This window comes from Alkanindiges illinoisensis DSM 15370, from assembly GCF_000619845.1.
GTDB lineage: Bacteria > Pseudomonadota > Gammaproteobacteria > Pseudomonadales > Moraxellaceae > Alkanindiges > Alkanindiges illinoisensis.
In genome coordinates this window covers 1014962-1031569 of the sequence record NZ_JHUX01000003.1, presented here as the reverse complement: position 1 = coordinate 1031569, position 16608 = coordinate 1014962, and the positions used below count along the sequence as shown (strand labels likewise).

The window sequence follows — 16608 nt, the reverse complement described above, 5'->3', positions numbered from 1 at the left end:
CCACCCAACCTCCCCTTAATAAAGGGAGGAGATTTCCAGCACTATTTATCAGGGAGTTGGAGGGGTTTATTAATCAATTAAACTTCTGCAACCACTGGAATACGTTTGCGTGCAGCACGCTCATCAACAGTGATTGGGCGAATCTGGCCGCGCTCAGCGACAAATTCAATATGCTCATCTACTTTTGCACTGTTCACAAAGGTACGGAAACGCTGACGAACTTCCGGGTTGGTAACGGCGTTTTTCCATTCATCTTCATAAGTGGCAATGATGATGGCCATCTCCGCTTCAAGCTCGGCACCCAGACCTAAGGAATCATGAATAATTACGTCTTTTAGGTAATCCAGGCCACCTTCCAGATTGTCGCGCCAGACGCTGGTGCGTTGCAGGCGATCCGCAGTGCGGATATAGAACATAAAGAAGCGGTCAATATATTTGATCAGGTCTTCAGTGCTTAAGTCGCCAGCCAGCAGTTCGGCATGGCGTGGTTTCATCCCGCCATTGCCGCATACATACAGGTTCCAACCATTTTCAGTAGCAATCACGCCCACATCCTTGCCTTGCGCTTCGGCACATTCGCGGGTGCAACCAGATACCGCCATTTTCAGCTTGTGTGGAGAACGCAGACCCTTGTAGCGGTTTTCCAGATCAATCGCCAGCTTGACCGAATCACCCACACCATAACGGCACCAGGTGCTACCTACACAGGACTTCACGGTACGCAACGACTTGCCATAAGCGTGGCCGGATTCAAAGCCAGCATCAATCAATTTTTCCCAGATTTCAGGCAATTGATGCACTTGGGCACCAAACAGGTCAATACGCTGGCCACCGGTAATTTTGGTATACAGGCCATAATCCTTGGCAATCTGACCAATAACAATCAGGCCTTCGGGAGTAATTTCGCCACCAGCAATACGCGGCACAATGGAGTAACTGCCATCTTTCTGGATGTTGCCCATAAAGTAGTCGTTGCTGTCTTGCAGGCCAGCATGCTGTGGCTTGAGGATAAAATCATTCCAGCAGGAGGCCAGAATATTGGATGCGGTTGGCTTGCAAATGTCACAGCCCAGACCGCTGCCATGCTTGTGCAGCAATTCTTCAAAGCTTTGGATTTTGCCCACACGCACCAGATGGTAAATTTCCTGACGTGAGTAGGGGAAGTGCTCGCAGAGATGATTGTTGACGGTCACACCCTGACGTTTCAGCTCGGATTTTAAAACCTGAGTGACCAAAGGCGCACAACCGCCACAGGAACTGGCTGCCTTGGTGCATTTTTTCAAACTGGCCAGCGTGGTGTTACCGGCACCAATCGCACTACATAAATCAGCCTTGGTCACGTTGTTGCAGGAACACATGACTGCTGAATCTGGTAGCAAGTCCACACCAGCGCCACCAGCAGTTTTTGGGGCATTGCCGGTTGCAGGCAAAATCAGTGCTTCGGGTTGTTCCGGCAAATCCATGCCGTTCAGCATCATTTGGAGCAGATCACCGTATTCCGCAGCATCACCCACCAGCACCGCACCCAGCAGACGGGTTTTGTCCTTATTCACCACCAGCTTTTTATAGATTTGTCTGGTTTCATCGCAGAACTGATAGGACAGGCTATCGGGTGTCATGGCATGCGCATCGCCGATTGAAGCAACATCCACACCCATCAGTTTGAGCTTGGTGCTCATATCGGCGCCAGCAAAGGTTTTGCTGGGCTGATCCAGAATATGGTCAGCGGCTACACGAGCCATGTCGTAGCCCGGTGCCACCAGTCCAAAAATCTTGTTTTGCCACAGCGCACATTCACCAATGGCATAAATATCGTGGTCAGAGGTCTGACAATAGTCGTTAATGACAATACCGCCACGTTCGCCCATTGCAAGTCCAGCCTGACGTGCCAGCTCATCACGTGGACGAATCCCGGCAGAAAACACAATCATGTCAGTTTCAAGGTACGAGCCATCGGCAAAGTTCATTTTGTGAAAAGCATTGTCGCCATCCACAATTTCAGTGGTGGCTTTCTGAGTATGAACACCCACGCCCAGCTCTTCAATTTTCTTGCGCAGTACCTTGCCGCCGCCATCATCAATTTGTACGGCCATCAGGCGCGGCGCAAATTCCACCACATGGGTTTGTAGGCCCAAGTCTTTTAACGCCTTGGCAGCTTCCAGTCCCAGCAGGCCACCACCAATTACCACACCGGTTTTGGCGGATAAGCTGGCGTTGCGCATGGCATCCATGTCTTCAATGGTACGGTACACAAAACAGTTGTCGCGATCCTTGCCCGGTAATGGCGGAACAAATGGATAAGAACCCGTGGCCAGTACCAGCTTATCGTAGTCAATCTGGCGGCCATCCGCGGTAGTGACAGTCTTATTGGCAGTATCAATGCTGGTGGCCTTGGTGTTGAGGTGCAGGGCAATGCCGTATGCATCCGCAAAATCATGGCGCGCCAGCAGCAGGTCATCGGCACTCTTACCGGAAAAATATTCGGTCAGATGAACGCGGTCGTACGCAGGGCGTGGTTCTTCAGCAATGACGGTAAGTTCGACATCAGCCTGATCAACCAGGCTTTCAATCAGTTTATGACCCACCATACCATGACCAATTACAACGATTTTCATGTCATTTTCCTCTATGTATGGCTTGAGTTAAGCAACTTGCTGTTTGTTAAAATCACTGTTTGCCTGATTGGCCAGCATGGCTTCATCAAACAGCGCTTGTTCTTTTTGTTTGTGGGCAACACTAAAGCGCACGGCAATGGCACATACCGAAGCAACCATCACCAAAATGCCGATCAGGTGCAGGGTAGATTGCATGTCCAGCATGCCTTTGAGTAAAAAGCCTGCCGCCACTGCACCCACATTGCCACCGGCACCAATAATGCCAGCCACACCGCCCAGTGAATTGCGGTCAATAAAGGGCACCAGCGCATAAGTTGCACCACAGGACATATGAGTAAACAGGCCAAAGAAAGTCATTGCCAGAATGGCAAGCAGCGGTGTTTGCATGTTGGAAAACAGCAGCAGGCCAAACCCTTCCAGCAGAATCAGGATAAACAGGACAAAGGTACGGCCATCCAGCCCTTTTTTAATTGCAATCTTGTCCGATACATAGCCGCCCAGTGCACGGGCAAACAATGCCAGCAAACCAAAGATCCCTGCAGCCATACCGGCTTCTTTCAGGCTAAAGTTAAACTGGTCAACGTAGTAGCTGGCAGCAATGGTATGAATGAAGATTTCTACACCAAAGCAGGCGCCATAAGTGATAAACAGCATCCACACGCGGTAGTTCTTGGCCGCAGTCAACAGCACGGCTATGCCACTTTTCTTGCCACTACCCACTTCAACACCTTGATCGCGCAGTTCTTTATAGTTGCCTTGCGGACAGTCCTGAGTGAGCTTCCAGTACATGATGCCTACAATAATCATCAGTATTCCAGGGACCAGCAGGGCAATGCGCCAGCCCATAGCCTGCTCAACACCAAACATCACAATAGCTGCCAAAATCAGCGGCATGAGTGCCTGGGTTGCACCACCACCGGCATTACCCCAACCCGCAGAAGCCGCATTGGCTGTACCAACTACATTGGGTGCAAACATGATGGACGTGTGATACTGGGTAATGACAAAGCTGGCACCAATGGCACCAATCAGTAGGCGAAAGAACAAAAAGGATTCATAGCTTTGTGAAGCGGCAACCCCAAATACCGGGATACAGCCCAATAGCAGCAATGCAGTGTAGGTTTTGCGGGGGCCAAAACGATCACACAGTGGGCCAACAATAATGCGTACCACAATGGTGATGGCAACAGCAGCAATATTAATATTGGCAATCTGGTCTTTGGTGAGGCCAAATTCACCCTTGATCACCGGCATGAGCGGTGCACAGGCAAACCATGCAAAGAAGCACACAAAGAAAGCCAGCCAGCTTAAATGAAACGCACGCATGGCTGGAGTTTTGAAACTAAACAAGTCGATTGATGTGGCCTTGGACGACATAGCAACTCCTGAAAACCTTGATGGTTTTTCAATACAAATTGAAAATAGCCAAACAGAAGTGCGGGCGTCGTTGACCGCAAAAAATTCTTTAACATGCTCAACGCTGATCATGTTGGTAGTAATTAAGCAAAGGGTGTGCCAACAATTCAAACTTTTGAATTTTAAATACTATTTAATTGTTTACTATCAGCTTGAATAGGAATGATCATGTTATTTAGATATTATAAATGGCATGCATGACTATAAATCACTACATTGGTGCATCAATCTGGAACAGTCCGTATTCGTATTCGGGAAAATCAGGAGCAAAACATCAGCATGCCAAACGATTCTATGCTGTCTACAAGCACTGTTGAGGCACTTTCCCCTATTGCACTGCGCCTGCGCCTCATGCATCAGGACAAAATTGCCATGGGGCCGGGTAAGGCTGATCTGCTGGAAGCTATTGCCCAAACTGGTTCCATTACACAAGCTGCCAAACAAATGGGCATGAGCTATCGTCGTGCATGGCAACTGGTTGATACCATGAATAGCTGTTTTGCAGCATCCTTGGTAGAAACTCAAACGGGCGGTAGTCAGGGTGGAGGTGCAGTTCTTACCCAAACCGGGGTACAGGTTCTGGATTTATTTCGGAAAATGGAGCAGGAACTGTTGCAACAAAGCTCGGTTTATCAACAGCAATGGGGTGATTTATTAAAGCCCTAATCAATTTTTTGCAAAATAACAGTTGTGAAATCAGTTGGATATCTCTATTTTAAAAAATCGTTATGTTTTTGGGGATATGACGAACTCTAGCCTGTTTGCAAATAAACCAAAGACACAGCTTTAAACAATAGTTTATATTCCGAGCTAAATAATGAATAAGTTCAAACAGTTAATTATAGCTACTCTCATGGTGAGTGGTAGTTTTTCCAGTATGGCTCAGGCAGAAAATATCAAGATTTATGCTGCAGCCAGCCTGACCAATGCGCTTGGGGATATTGCAAAGCAGTTTGAAAAGGCTAATCCTCAAATTACGGTGACGCCAGTATTTGGTGCATCATCCTTGTTGGCCAAACAGGTGGAAGCGGGTGCGCCTGCTGATCTTTTCTTTTCTGCCGATGAAAAATGGATGAGTTATCTGGTGGATAAAAACAAAATGGCAGCTAGTCAACCAGTTAGTCTATTGAGCAACCAGCTTGTGGTAATTGCACCAAAAGGGCGCACATTTGCTTTCAAAGCGCAGTCTTCATTTAAATTTGCTCAGGCATTTAAGGGGCATTTATGTACCGGACAGCTAGAATCTGTCCCTGCCGGAATTTATGCCAAGCAAAGCCTGATGAAACTGAACTGGTTGGACAGCCTGCAAGGCCGTATTGTAGAAACGGATGATGTACGTGGTGCACTGGCATTTGTAGAACGCGGCGAATGTGCTGCAGGCATTGTGTATGCGACCGATGCCAAAATCAGCAAAAAAGTAAGTGTGGTGGGGGTTTTTCCAGAAAATGCGCACCAACCGATAGTTTACCCTGTGGCGTTAACCACTCAGGGGCAATCCAGTCGTGATGCGCAGAAATTCCTGCAATATCTAAAAAGCAGCCCAACAGCGCGCGCCACCTTTAAGCACTACGGTTTTTGGGTAAAACCATGAGCTACGTTAGCCATAGCTTAAAGACTCTTCCAACGTTTGTGATCAGCCATGCCAAGTCCTAACCTGCTAACGCCTGAGGAACTGAGCGCGCTGTATCTGTCAGCCAAAATTGCGCTGGTTGCTACCCTCATGAGCCTGCCTTTTGCCCTGTTGCTGGCATGGGTTTTGGCGCGTTACCAGTTTCGTGGCAAGTTTATTGTCGAAGCTGCCTTGCAATTGCCAATGGTATTACCACCAGTGGTGCTGGGTTATTTACTGCTGGTGGCTTTTGGCACACAGGGATTTATTGGGCAATATTTGCAGCAATGGTTTAGCATTCAACTGGCATTCAACTGGAAAGGGGCAGTGCTGGCGTCAATCATTATGGCTTTTCCACTCATGGTGCAGCCTATCAAGCTGGCTTTTCAAATGGTAGATCACCGGTTGGAACAAGCTGCGGCAACGCTAGGGGCAAAACCGTGGCAGGTATTTTTAACTATTAGCTTGCCACTCGCCAGCTCGGGTATTTTGATTGGCAGCATCCTGTGTTTTAGCCGCAGTCTGGGCGAGTTTGGTGCAACCATGACGTTTGTTGGTAATATCCCCGGTGAAACCCGCACTATTCCGCTGGCAATCTATTCATTCATACAGCAGCCGGGTGGCGAAACTGCAGCCGCGCGGCTGGTAGTGTTGTCCATGCTGCTGGCGTTTGCTGCGCTACTGGCCAATTACTGGATTACCCAGCGCTATCAGCAAAAAATAGGATACCTGTCCCGTGCTCAGTTGTGATTTTAGCTATCGGCGTGGGCAATTTGAGCTAAACATTGCGCTGCAAACGCAGGCGCAGGTTTCTGGAATTCTGGGTGCTTCAGGCGCTGGCAAGAGTACTTTGCTGAAAGTACTGGCGGGACTGCTCACCCCTCAGCAAGGCCGTATTGTGTTTAATGAGCAAGTTTTTTTTGACCAGCAGACCCGGCAGTTTATCCCCAGTTATCGGCGCCATGTGGGACTGGTGTTTCAGGATGGGCAGTTGTTTCCACATTTAAGTGTGCGACAAAACCTGTTATATGGCTATCGGCATTTAAAACCTATCCAGCGGCGCTTTGAGCTGGCACAAATTGTAGAACTGCTAGACATTGAAGCCTTGATTGAACGCCGGATTACCCAGTTATCGGGCGGGGAAGCGCAGCGGGTGGCACTAGGCCGGGCCTTGTTATATTCGCCCCAATTGCTGCTACTGGATGAACCATTATCTGCACTAGATACTAGGCTTAAACAGCAGATCCTACCGTTTTTTGCCCGTATCCGCGATGAAATCCAGATTCCCATGATTTATGTGACCCATCAGCCACAGGAACTGGAATACCTACAGGCAGATATTCTGCACATGGCCCAAGGCAAACTGATTCACTTACCTTGAGCATGTGTTTGAGTGTCTGTTACGTAAAGTTAAGGCTGGGCAGGTTTTAGCACCGGACTATAGTCAACCGGGAGCCATTCAAAGCGGTTTTTGCCAAGCTGACGAATGTGGCCAATACCCGGAAATGGCAGATGTGCACCAGCAACCAGACGACCTGTTTTGGCCGCTTCACCGAATTGTTGCTGGCGAATTTGAATGGCCTGTTTGGCATCAAAGTCAAAATCCAGATTAATATCAGGACGCTGGAACTGCAAGGTATGATTATGTACCACATCACCCAGAACCAGTAGCTGTTGCTGACCCGACTCTACCAGATAGCTGGTATGTCCTACGGTATGACCATAGGTGGGAATAACTTTAATGCCATCAATAATTGTATCGCCAGCCTGATAGGTTTTATATTGCTGGCTGTCCTGATACGGCTTGAGCACGCGAGCAGTCGTTGCAAAGGCATCCTTGAACATCGCCTGTTTTGCTGGAGGATATTTTTGCAGGTTAGCTGGATTTAACCAGAAGTCAGCCTCGAGTTTATTGACATAGACGGTCGAATTTTTAAATGCTTTTTGCCCTTCAACAGGACTAATGCCACACGCATGATCAGGGTGTAAATGCGTCAGTAATACGGTATCAATCTGGTCTGGGCGATAGCCGGCAGCTTGAATATTCTCTTCAATGGAGCCTAAGGCATCGCCAAAACACTTGGCAGCCCCACTATCAATGAGCACCAGATGCGAACCTGTATTAACCAGATATGCATTAACGGATGTCTGAATGCCGTTCTTGTAGTCAATATAGCCAGACGTTAACAAATTTTCCAGTGTGGCCGGTTTTTCCCCTTTAAAAATAGTGGTCGGTAAGTTCACATAACCATCATACAGGGCAGTCACCTGAAAACGATCCAGTGGAATATGATAAAAACCAGCCACCTGTTTAGTGGCCAAAGGCGGATTGTTGGCGTTTTGGGGATTTAACGGGGTTACCGCTTGTCCCCAGGTACTTAGGCCAATCAACATTAAGGCAAGTGATGTTTTTAATAATTTCATTTATTTACTCTGTTTATAGGTTAAATGTTGGGAAATTAAACAAGTGAAGTTAACAACAGACAATACTTTCTTTGTTATCAGATCAAGCTTATCACATCAATATTTTTTCAGCGGCCTCATGAGTCCAGCCTTTGCTGATTAAATAACTGATTGCCTGCCGGATATCAATGGTATGTTTTTGCAAACTAGATTGACTTAACGGTTCAGGCAGCTTTTCCTGGTGGCTCAATAACGCATAGGCTTCATCAAAGCAGGCCATATCACACGATTCTTGCGACAGGCTGGCCAGATTAATCGGCTGCTGCCATTGTTGCCAACGAATAATTTGCAAGCTGACCCATGCATAATCTGCTGGCTTGGGCCGTGCGTTTAACCCCGTCAGGAAGCGTGCTGGATTACCGGCACTAAAGCCATCTAGCGCAGCATTTAGCCAGCTTTCCGGTAGTTCCAGTATATTTAATTGTTCGAGTATTTTAAACAGTTCGGCATAGTGGGTCTGGGTGGCCAGTTCATATTGTGCCTTTAATAGTGCCGCCACCAGCACCCGATGCGTATTGGGATTGCGCTGTGCCCAAGCTTGCGTCACGCCTAATACCTTGTCGGCACCATGTGGCCAGATAGCTTGCGCATTGGTCACTACCTGTCCAATGCCTGATGATACGGCGGCGGTATTCCATGGTTCACCCACGCAAAAGCCATCAATACGGCCAGTTTGCAGGTGATCAACCATTTGTGCGGGCGGCACAGTGCAAAATTCAATTGATGTGTCGTCCAGATCAGCTAGCGACAACCATTCACGCAACAGGTAATGATGCAATGAAAACTGGAACACATGCGCCAGTTTAAGCGTCTGGCCTTGCTGAACCAGCTGTTGCAATGCCTGTGCAGTGTCGCGCGGGGTGCTGTGCTGGTAGTCTATATCCAGCTGCTGTGCTAGCTGCGATGAAATACTAATGGCTGCCCAGTTTTCAGACAGGGTTAGGGCACTGACAAAAGGCACGCCCACCTGATCAGCACCCAGATTAGCTGCCAGAATCATGGGCGCCAGACATTGGGCGGCATCCAGTGCCCCATAGGCCAGACGGTCACGCAAGCTGGCCCATGACACTTCCTTAGCCAAAGTGACCTCAAGGCCAAACTGCTTAAAAAAACCACGATGCCATGCCCAGATAATCGGCGCAGAATCCAGCAAGGGCATAAAGCCAATAGTAACCTGAGTTTTTTCCAGTGCTTGCATGCTTGTTTGCATTAGTGTTCTCCCTGATGATCAAGCAGCTCGGCTGCCGCCAGTACAGTGCGCGCTGCCTCACCTAGCGTGATGCGCTTAGCCATGGCATTTTTTCGCAGTAGGGCATAGGCTGCATTTTCGTCTAGTTGTTTTAAACGCATTAAAATGGCCTTGGCCCGGTCTATGTCACGGCGATCCGCCAGACGGGTGCGGGTATCATCCAGATCTGCCAGCAGTTTCTGGTGCTCCTTAAACTGGGCAATGGCCACATCCAGAATTGGTTTTAGGCGCTGGGCATCAATACCATCCACAATGTAAGCCGTAACTCCGGCACGAACCGCATCACTAATGGTTTGTGGGTCAGATTGTTTAGTAAACAGGACAATGGGGCGTGGTGCCCGTGCAGTCATATGGGCGCAGTTTTCCAGCATGTCACGCGCCGGGTTATCCATATCTACCAGCACAATATCGGCATCTAGTCGCTCAACCACGTCAACAAGATTGTCCTGTGCGGAAAGCTGGGCAACCACGGTATAGCTGGCAGCGGCCAGAGTTTCGGTTAAAAAGGCTGCACGACTAATATCGTCATCAATCAGGATGATGCGTAACGACATGATTTCTCCAACTGGCTGCACCAAAGTGGTGGCTAGCGCTTAAAAATGCACGATTCAGCGTCATTGGTGAATCAAACAGGCTCAAATTCATCATTTATTTTAAGGCGGCATTGCCTGCAATAGACTTTCGGTTTACACAGTCTGGTAAAAAAGGGATAAATTCTGCTATCTCATAAAAAGCAGCAGAATTTATCCCTATTCATTATATTTTAAAAAGCAATAACTATGCCGTTAAAGCAATTGATAATGTTTTTAGATTAATTATTAGCATCTACTACCAGCGTTTTTGCCAGACGATCATGCAGGGTGCGGCGCCGCTCAGAGAAGATAAAGGCAAAATCAATAATGATAAAAAAGAAAGCAAAGTAGTTAATGAGGATAAACACAATAGAGCGGATCAAAAAGCTGCGAGTGAGCAGTGGAATCTGGCCATTCTGCTCATCAATAATTTTAATTTTCAGGGCTTTTTTGCCTACAGATTGCCCACTTTTATAAAGCAGAAACGCCTGTCCGGCAAAGTACAGCAAGGCATAAATGCCAACAGCCCAGTATGCAGTAGAGGGTAAAGTTCCTAGCAGGTTCAGCATTTGCTCCTGTTGGGTAGGCGTAGGCATCACAGACTGCCCGGCAATTGCCTGATATTGGCGCATGAATTCAGGACTAATAAACTGGCTGAAAATAAAAGAGCTGGGTAGCCACAATAATAAAATATCAATAATTTTGGCCAGTATGCGCTTATTCACAGAAGCCAGTTGAAATGCCACTGTGCTGCGTGCTGACTGGTTATGGTTAGCCCACGCACTTTTATTTTGCTGGCTTGATGGCGTCGTTGTAGTTCCTGATTGATTTTGAAACGGCGACAGGCTAGGTTGATAGACCAGTTGTCCGCTGGTGAGATCACCTAGCGGTTTCCATTCGCTCATGCCTTCATGCCAGGCCAGATCGGTGAGAACCACTTGTCCACTTGCGAGCATCTGGTTGACCTGTTCCAGACTATACGGGCCAGCCTGTTCATTGTTACGTGCCAGATAAATTTGCATTGTGTTAAACCTTAAAGCTAGAAAGTGACTTTGCGTTATTTTAATGAAAAAGACCCATTGGCATGGGTCATTAAGAAAAGAATTTTGAACTTACTCAGGCCAGATTAAGCTCTATATAAGATTGTGCCTGAGTAAGCGGGGCATCAAGGTTGCAATGCCCATCGGCAAATGCTGTTAAGCGCCTTTATTGGCCTGATCTTCAGCAAGGAAGAACCAGGTTTCCAGTACAGAATCCGGATTCAGGGAAACCGAATCAATGCCCTGTTCCATCAGCCATAGCGCGAGATCAGGGTGGTCAGATGGGCCTTGACCGCAAATGCCAATATATTTGCCTGCTTTATTACAAGCTTGAATTGCCATGGATAGTAAGGTTTTTACAGCTTCATCACGCTCATCAAACAGGTGCGATACAATGCCGGAATCACGATCCAGACCCAGGGTTAACTGGGTTAAGTCGTTGGAACCAATCGAGAAGCCGTCAAAATGCTCGAGGAATTTGTCAGCCAATAGCGCATTGGTTGGCAATTCGCACATCATGATGATTTCCAGGCCATTTTCACCACGGCGCAGGCCGTTGGCAGCCAACAGTTCAATCACGCGAGCAGCTTCACCCACGGTACGTACAAACGGAATCATGATCTTGACGTTGGTCAGGCCCATTTCATCACGCACTTTTTTCAACGCACGGCATTCCAGCTCAAAGCAGTCACGGAAGTTGTCCGATACATAACGGCTGGCACCACGGAAACCCAGCATCGGGTTTTCTTCTTCTGGTTCGTACAGCTTGCCGCCAATCAGGTTGGCATATTCATTGGACTTAAAGTCGGACATGCGCACAATCACAGGCTTGTCGGCAAAGGCAGCAGCCAGTGTTGAAATACCTTCCACCAGTTTTTCTACATAAAAGTCAATTGGCGAGGCATAGCCACAAGTGCGTGCCATCACGGCAGCACGGGTTTCACGCGGCAGGCTTTCAATGTTCAGCAGTGCCTTGGGGTGTACGCCAATCATGCGGTTGATGATGAACTCAAGGCGTGCAAGACCAATACCCTGATTGGGAATCTGGGCAAAGTCAAACGCGCGATCCGGATTACCAACATTCATCATGATCTTGAACGGTAGCGGTGGCATGGATTCAATGGAGTTACGCTGAATTTCAAAGTCCAGTGCACCTTCATAAATATAGCCAGTATCGCCTTCGGCACAGGAAACGGTCACTGCCTGATCTTCGGTGAGCACTTCGGTGGCATTACCACAACCTACAATGGCTGGCACACCCAGTTCACGGGCAATAATTGCTGCGTGACAGGTACGTCCCCCACGATTGGTCACAATTGCGGAAGCGCGCTTCATCACTGGTTCCCAGTCGGGATCAGTCATGTCGGATACCAGCACGTCACCCGGTTGGACCTTGTCCATTTCCTTGATGGACGTGACCACACGCACCTTGCCGGAACCAATGCGCTGGCCAATCGAACGGCCTTCGCACAGCACATTGCCTTTTTGCTTAAGCAGGTAGCGCTCCATGGTGCCAACGTTTTGACGGCTTTTTACCGTTTCAGGACGCGCCTGAACAATGTACAGCTTGCCATCATCGCCATCTTTGGCCCACTCGATATCCATCGGTGCGCCATAGTGTTTTTCAATAATCAGCGCTTGCTTGGCCAGCTCGGTCAGCTCATGGTCATTCAAGGCAAACTGATGACGTTCCTGTTTTTCAACATCCACAATCACCGTAGATTTGCCGGTAACACCAGTTTCGCCATAAATCATTTTCTGGTGCTTGCTGCCCAGATTACGGCGTACTACGGCCAGCTTGCCATTTTCCAGCAATGGCTTGGAAAGATAGAATTCATCCGGGTTTACGGCACCTTGCACCACCATTTCGCCTAAACCATAAGAGGCGGTAATAAACACCACATCACGGAAGCCGGATTCGGTATCCAGCGTAAACATGACGCCTGCTGCACCAGTCTCAGAGCGAACCATGCGCTGGATACCGGCAGACAGTGCCACGTTGGAATGCGCATAGCCCTGATGCACGCGATAGGCAATCGCACGGTCATTAAACAGCGAGGCAAATACTTCCTTAACGGCAACCAGCACATTGTCAATGCCACGGATATTCAGGAAGGTTTCCTGCTGGCCGGCAAACGAAGCATCCGGCAAATCTTCAGCAGTTGCAGAGGAGCGTACTGCAACGGCAATGTCTGGATTGTCACCAGCAAGGGCTGCAAATGCTTCACGAATTTCTTGTTCAAGTTCAGGAATAAGGGGAGTGTCAATCACCCACTGACGGATTTTTGCACCGGTTTCGGTGAGCGCCTGAACGTCGTCAACATTTAAAGAATCAAGTTCGGCCTGGATTTTTGCATTTAAGCCGCTTTGTTCAAGGAAGTCACGGTAGGCCTGTGCTGTTGTTGCAAAGCCACCCGGCACACTGACACCCGCATTGGACAAATGACTGATCATTTCGCCAAGTGAGGCATTCTTGCCGCCCACTTGCTCTACGTCATGTTTGCCCAGCTTTTCTAAACCAATTACGCGCGCTTCCAAAATTGACACTCCATTTAAAAAACATTACTGGATCGCAGCAATGATACAAGAATGCATCGCCTACAGGATAGTGACAGGCGACAGCTACTAAATATCAGGTTACTATAAAGATAATGTTTACTTTAGACAAATATTAAAGAGGTTAAAATGGTCGATAAAACAGCAGTGCATCGCAGTGTATTTTTTGTTTCAGATGGTACAGCGATTACTGCCGAAACCCTCGGTCATTCCCTGTTGGCACAATTTTCTACCGTTGATTTTGAAATACATATTATTCCTTATGTCGATACTGAAGAGCGGGCCATGGATGTGGTACAGGAAATCAACAAGTGTGCAATTCGTGATGGTGCTCCGCCTTTAGTCTTTGATACTTTGGTCGATCCGCTGGTGCGTGATGTGATTAATACCGCCAATGCCATCAATCTGGACGTATTTGAAGGCCTGATTAGCAAGATTGAAACCGAATTGAATGTGAAAGCTTCACCTCAGGTGGGCAATGCCCATAGCAGCGTGGATTCTGAAAACTATAAATCGCGGATTGATGCCGTCCATTATGCGCTGGACAATGATGATGGGGCTAAAACCCGTCATTATGATATGGCTGACCTGATTTTGATTGGCGTATCACGCTCTGGCAAAACTCCAACCTCGATTTATCTTGCGTTGCAATTTGGTATCCGGGTGGCCAATTATCCGATTACCGAGGAAGACCTTGACGATAACCGCTTGCCCAAGGTGCTTAAGGAACACAAGAAAAAACTGTTTGGCCTGATGATTGAACCTGAGCGTCTGGTAGCCATTCGCAGTGAGCGCAAAGCCAATAGTCGCTATGCCAGCTTTCAGCAATGCCAGATGGAACTGCGCGCCATTCAGGGTATTTATATTTCTGAAGGCATTCCTTACCTAAATGTGTCGGAAATGTCGATTGAGGAAATCTCAACCCGCATACTGCAAACCACTGGCCTAAAACGCCGTATCAGCTAAATTATTTCCTGCATAAAATCTGCCTGTTTGTACTGTATGTACATGATAAACAGGCAGGCCAATAACGTTTTATTGCTTACTCTTACAATTCAATAATTTAAAAACAGCCTGTAACTAACCCATAGTTTCTTTCAAAGGCAATATAGCCAGTTGTAAGAATTTGAGGTTATTGATGAGCAAGCCCGGAAGCAGATTGGGAAGAAGTGTGCTGGCACAAATCAGCAGCATCATTATTGGTTCTTTTCTGATGCGTTATCTGGTCTGGATTATTGCCATCCTGTATACCGTGCTCAGCTTTGCATCATGGCCTTATAGCGAAAATATTATAGGCCTGTTTTTTTCATCCAGCATTCAGCATAGCCTAACGCTAATTACTGTATTGTTAAGCGCACTGGGTTTATATGATGTAATCCAGAAAAAGCACACCTTATTGCGTACCTATCCGGTAATTGGCCATTTTCGCTATCTGTTTGAGATGCTGCGTCCTGAGCTTAGACAGTATTTGTTTGAAGGCGAGGAGGATTATTTACCCTTTTCCCGGGCACAGCGCAGTCTAATTTATCAGCGCGCCAAGAATTTAAGCTCGGAAAAACCATTTGGTACCTTGCTGGATGTGTATGCTACTAACTATGAGTTTATTAGCCAGTCTATTACTCCGGTCAAGCAGGCTGATCCTGACAGTTTCCGGATTACGATTGGCAATGAACAATGCAAACAGCCTTATTCCTGCTCAATTTTTAATATCTCGGCCATGAGTTTTGGCAGCTTAAGTGCCAATGCCATTCGTGCTTTAAATAAGGGCGCTAAAAAAGGCAATTTTTCGCATGATACCGGCGAGGGCAGCATTAGCCCCTATCATCTGGAATTTGGCGGTGATCTGGTGTGGGAGCTGGGTAGTGCCTATTTTGGCTGCCGTGATGGCTTTGGCCAGTTTGATCCGGAAAAATTTGCCAAACAGGCTGTCTTACCGTCAGTAAAAATGATTGAAATCAAGATTAGCCAGGGGGCAAAACCAGGGCACGGCGGCATTTTGCCTAAAGAAAAAATCACACCGCAAATTGCTGCTGTGCGCGGTATCCCGATGACAGAGGATTGTATTTCCCCTGCCGGACATTCTACTTTTTCCAATCCGCTGCAATTGATGGCGTTTATTCAGCGTTTGCGTGAATTAAGCGGTGGCAAGCCAGTAGGATTCAAGTTATGTATTGGTCAGCCCTGGGAATTTATGGGCATTGTCAAAGCCATGTTGCAAACCGGTGTTGTGCCTGATTTTATTGTGGTTGATGGTGCAGAAGGTGGTACGGGTGCAGCGCCACTGGAATTTACCAATCATGTGGGCGCGCCTTTACGTGAAGGGTTACTGTTTGTGCATAATACGCTGGTAGGCGTTAAGCTGCGCGATAAAATCAAGCTTGGCGCAGCAGGAAAAATTGTCAGTGCTTTTGATATTGCACGGGTTTTCGCACTGGGTGCCGACTGGGTTAATGCCGGACGCGGTTTTATGTTTGCGCTGGGTTGTATTCAGTCTTTAAGCTGCAATACCAATAAATGTCCAACCGGGGTTGCAACCCAAAGTGAATCGCGGCAAAAGGCACTGGTAGTAACCGATAAAGGCGAACGGGTATACCGTTACCATCGCAATACTTTGCATGCACTGTCAGAAATGATTGCGGCCGCAGGTTTACATCATCCATGCGATATTAAGGCGCATCATCTGGTACGTCGTTATTCAGCCACGGAAATCAAAAACTATGAGCAAATCCACTTCTTTTTAAAACCGGGCGATTTGCTAAAAGATACTACAGACAGCAATTTTTACCATGATATGTGGAAAAAGGCGCAAGCTGAATCCTTTGAGTGTTTAACTGAAAGCTTTACATAGGCTGCATTATGATACAAACCTGTATAGCCTATTATCAGGTTTGCGCTGACTTTTTAATCCATGAAACAGGAAACAATCCCATGTTGATTAAGAGATTTGATGTAATTTTAAGCAAAATTAAGTAACTATTTACAGGAAACTCAACAAAACCCAAAGTTGGACTAAAATAATTTATAATGAAAAAATATTTAAAAATAAATGATTTAATTACAAAAAATTGAAAAACAAGTGGCACAGTAG

The 16608-nt window shown here is 47.3% G+C and carries 13 protein-coding genes; 6 read left to right on the top strand and 7 right to left on the bottom strand.

Annotated elements, in window-relative coordinates:
• Positions 1 to 77 precede the first annotated feature (77 nt).
• Together nirB and Q337_RS0105180 are read right to left on the bottom strand one after the other, a co-directional pair.
• Positions 78 to 2615 (bottom strand): nitrite reductase large subunit NirB, encoded by a 2538-nt coding sequence (nirB, locus tag Q337_RS0105185; protein WP_026470694.1) that lies wholly within the window; start codon positions 2613 to 2615, stop codon positions 78 to 80.
• 27 nt (positions 2616 to 2642) lie between these two features.
• On the bottom strand, positions 2643 to 3992 hold the full coding sequence (locus Q337_RS0105180) for an MFS transporter (protein ID WP_026470693.1): 1350 nt from the start codon (positions 3990 to 3992) through the stop codon (positions 2643 to 2645).
• Between the two features lie 318 nt (positions 3993 to 4310).
• Here Q337_RS0105180 and Q337_RS0105175 point away from each other — a divergent pair, with 318 nt between their 5' ends.
• The 4 genes from Q337_RS0105175 (at position 4311) to Q337_RS0105160 (ending at position 7021) form a co-directional block, all read left to right on the top strand.
• A complete protein-coding gene (locus Q337_RS0105175) occupies positions 4311 to 4697 on the top strand; it encodes a winged helix-turn-helix domain-containing protein (protein WP_407636747.1) in 387 nt (128 codons plus the stop codon).
• Positions 4698 to 4848: 151 nt separating this feature from the next.
• Positions 4849 to 5622: a molybdate ABC transporter substrate-binding protein gene (gene modA, locus Q337_RS0105170; protein WP_026470691.1), complete on the top strand. Its 774-nt coding sequence runs from the start codon at positions 4849 to 4851 to the stop codon at positions 5620 to 5622.
• 63 nt (positions 5623 to 5685) lie between these two features.
• The gene (gene modB, locus Q337_RS0105165; RefSeq protein ID WP_026470690.1) at positions 5686 to 6390 is read left to right on the top strand and encodes a molybdate ABC transporter permease subunit; all 705 of its coding nucleotides are present in this window, start codon (positions 5686 to 5688) and stop codon (positions 6388 to 6390) included.
• Positions 6377 to 7021 carry an ATP-binding cassette domain-containing protein gene (locus Q337_RS0105160; protein WP_026470689.1) on the top strand — a complete coding sequence of 215 codons (645 nt, stop codon included), beginning with the start codon at positions 6377 to 6379 and terminating at the stop codon, positions 7019 to 7021. Before modB ends, Q337_RS0105160 begins: the two co-directional genes overlap by 14 nt.
• Positions 7022 to 7050: 29 nt before the next feature.
• On the opposite strand, the gene Q337_RS0105155 is transcribed toward Q337_RS0105160, so the two are convergent.
• From Q337_RS0105155 to ppsA, 5 genes are all read right to left on the bottom strand, one after another.
• Positions 7051 to 8064: an MBL fold metallo-hydrolase gene (locus Q337_RS0105155; RefSeq protein ID WP_026470688.1), complete on the bottom strand. Its 1014-nt coding sequence runs from the start codon at positions 8062 to 8064 to the stop codon at positions 7051 to 7053.
• Positions 8065 to 8155: 91 nt separating this feature from the next.
• Complete coding sequence (locus Q337_RS16850; RefSeq protein ID WP_051526582.1) at positions 8156 to 9313, bottom strand: CmpA/NrtA family ABC transporter substrate-binding protein; 1158 nt, start codon at positions 9311 to 9313, stop codon at positions 8156 to 8158.
• Complete coding sequence (locus tag Q337_RS0105145) at positions 9313 to 9906, bottom strand: ANTAR domain-containing response regulator (RefSeq protein ID WP_034279217.1); 594 nt, start codon at positions 9904 to 9906, stop codon at positions 9313 to 9315. The genes Q337_RS16850 and Q337_RS0105145 overlap by 1 nt, the downstream gene beginning before the upstream one ends.
• Positions 9907 to 10163: 257 nt before the next feature.
• Positions 10164 to 10946, bottom strand: coding sequence for an RDD family protein (locus tag Q337_RS0105140; RefSeq protein WP_026470686.1), 783 nt, complete (start codon positions 10944 to 10946; stop codon positions 10164 to 10166).
• A 174-nt stretch (positions 10947 to 11120) separates the two neighbouring features.
• A complete protein-coding gene (gene ppsA, locus Q337_RS0105135) occupies positions 11121 to 13502 on the bottom strand; it encodes a phosphoenolpyruvate synthase (RefSeq protein WP_026470685.1) in 2382 nt (793 codons plus the stop codon).
• Positions 13503 to 13649: 147 nt separating this feature from the next.
• Here ppsA and ppsR point away from each other — a divergent pair, with 147 nt between their 5' ends.
• On the top strand, positions 13650 to 14486 hold the full coding sequence (ppsR, locus tag Q337_RS0105130) for a posphoenolpyruvate synthetase regulatory kinase/phosphorylase PpsR (RefSeq protein ID WP_026470684.1): 837 nt from the start codon (positions 13650 to 13652) through the stop codon (positions 14484 to 14486).
• Positions 14487 to 14658: 172 nt separating this feature from the next.
• On the top strand, positions 14659 to 16368 hold the full coding sequence (locus Q337_RS0105125) for an FMN-binding glutamate synthase family protein (RefSeq protein WP_084494717.1): 1710 nt from the start codon (positions 14659 to 14661) through the stop codon (positions 16366 to 16368).
• The last annotated feature ends 240 nt before the right edge of the window (positions 16369 to 16608 follow it).

What these genes read in the sequence shown, in the direction of transcription:
- nirB (WP_026470694.1), bottom strand. Translation starts at nt 2,615, where the DNA reads ATGAAAATCGTTGTAATTGGTCATGGTATGGTGGGTCATAAACTGATT.
- Q337_RS0105180 (WP_026470693.1), bottom strand. Translation starts at nt 3,992, where the DNA reads ATGTCGTCCAAGGCCACATCAATCGACTTGTTTAGTTTCAAAACTCCA.
- Q337_RS0105175 (WP_407636747.1), top strand. Translation starts at nt 4,311, where the DNA reads ATGCCAAACGATTCTATGCTGTCTACAAGCACTGTTGAGGCACTTTCC.
- modA (WP_026470691.1), top strand. Translation starts at nt 4,849, where the DNA reads ATGAATAAGTTCAAACAGTTAATTATAGCTACTCTCATGGTGAGTGGT.
- Q337_RS0105155 (WP_026470688.1), bottom strand. Translation starts at nt 8,064, where the DNA reads ATGAAATTATTAAAAACATCACTTGCCTTAATGTTGATTGGCCTAAGT.
- Q337_RS16850 (WP_051526582.1), bottom strand. Translation starts at nt 9,313, where the DNA reads ATGCAAACAAGCATGCAAGCACTGGAAAAAACTCAGGTTACTATTGGC.
- Q337_RS0105145 (WP_034279217.1), bottom strand. Translation starts at nt 9,906, where the DNA reads ATGTCGTTACGCATCATCCTGATTGATGACGATATTAGTCGTGCAGCC.
- Q337_RS0105140 (WP_026470686.1), bottom strand. Translation starts at nt 10,946, where the DNA reads ATGCAAATTTATCTGGCACGTAACAATGAACAGGCTGGCCCGTATAGT.
- ppsR (WP_026470684.1), top strand. Translation starts at nt 13,650, where the DNA reads ATGGTCGATAAAACAGCAGTGCATCGCAGTGTATTTTTTGTTTCAGAT.
- Q337_RS0105125 (WP_084494717.1), top strand. Translation starts at nt 14,659, where the DNA reads ATGAGCAAGCCCGGAAGCAGATTGGGAAGAAGTGTGCTGGCACAAATC.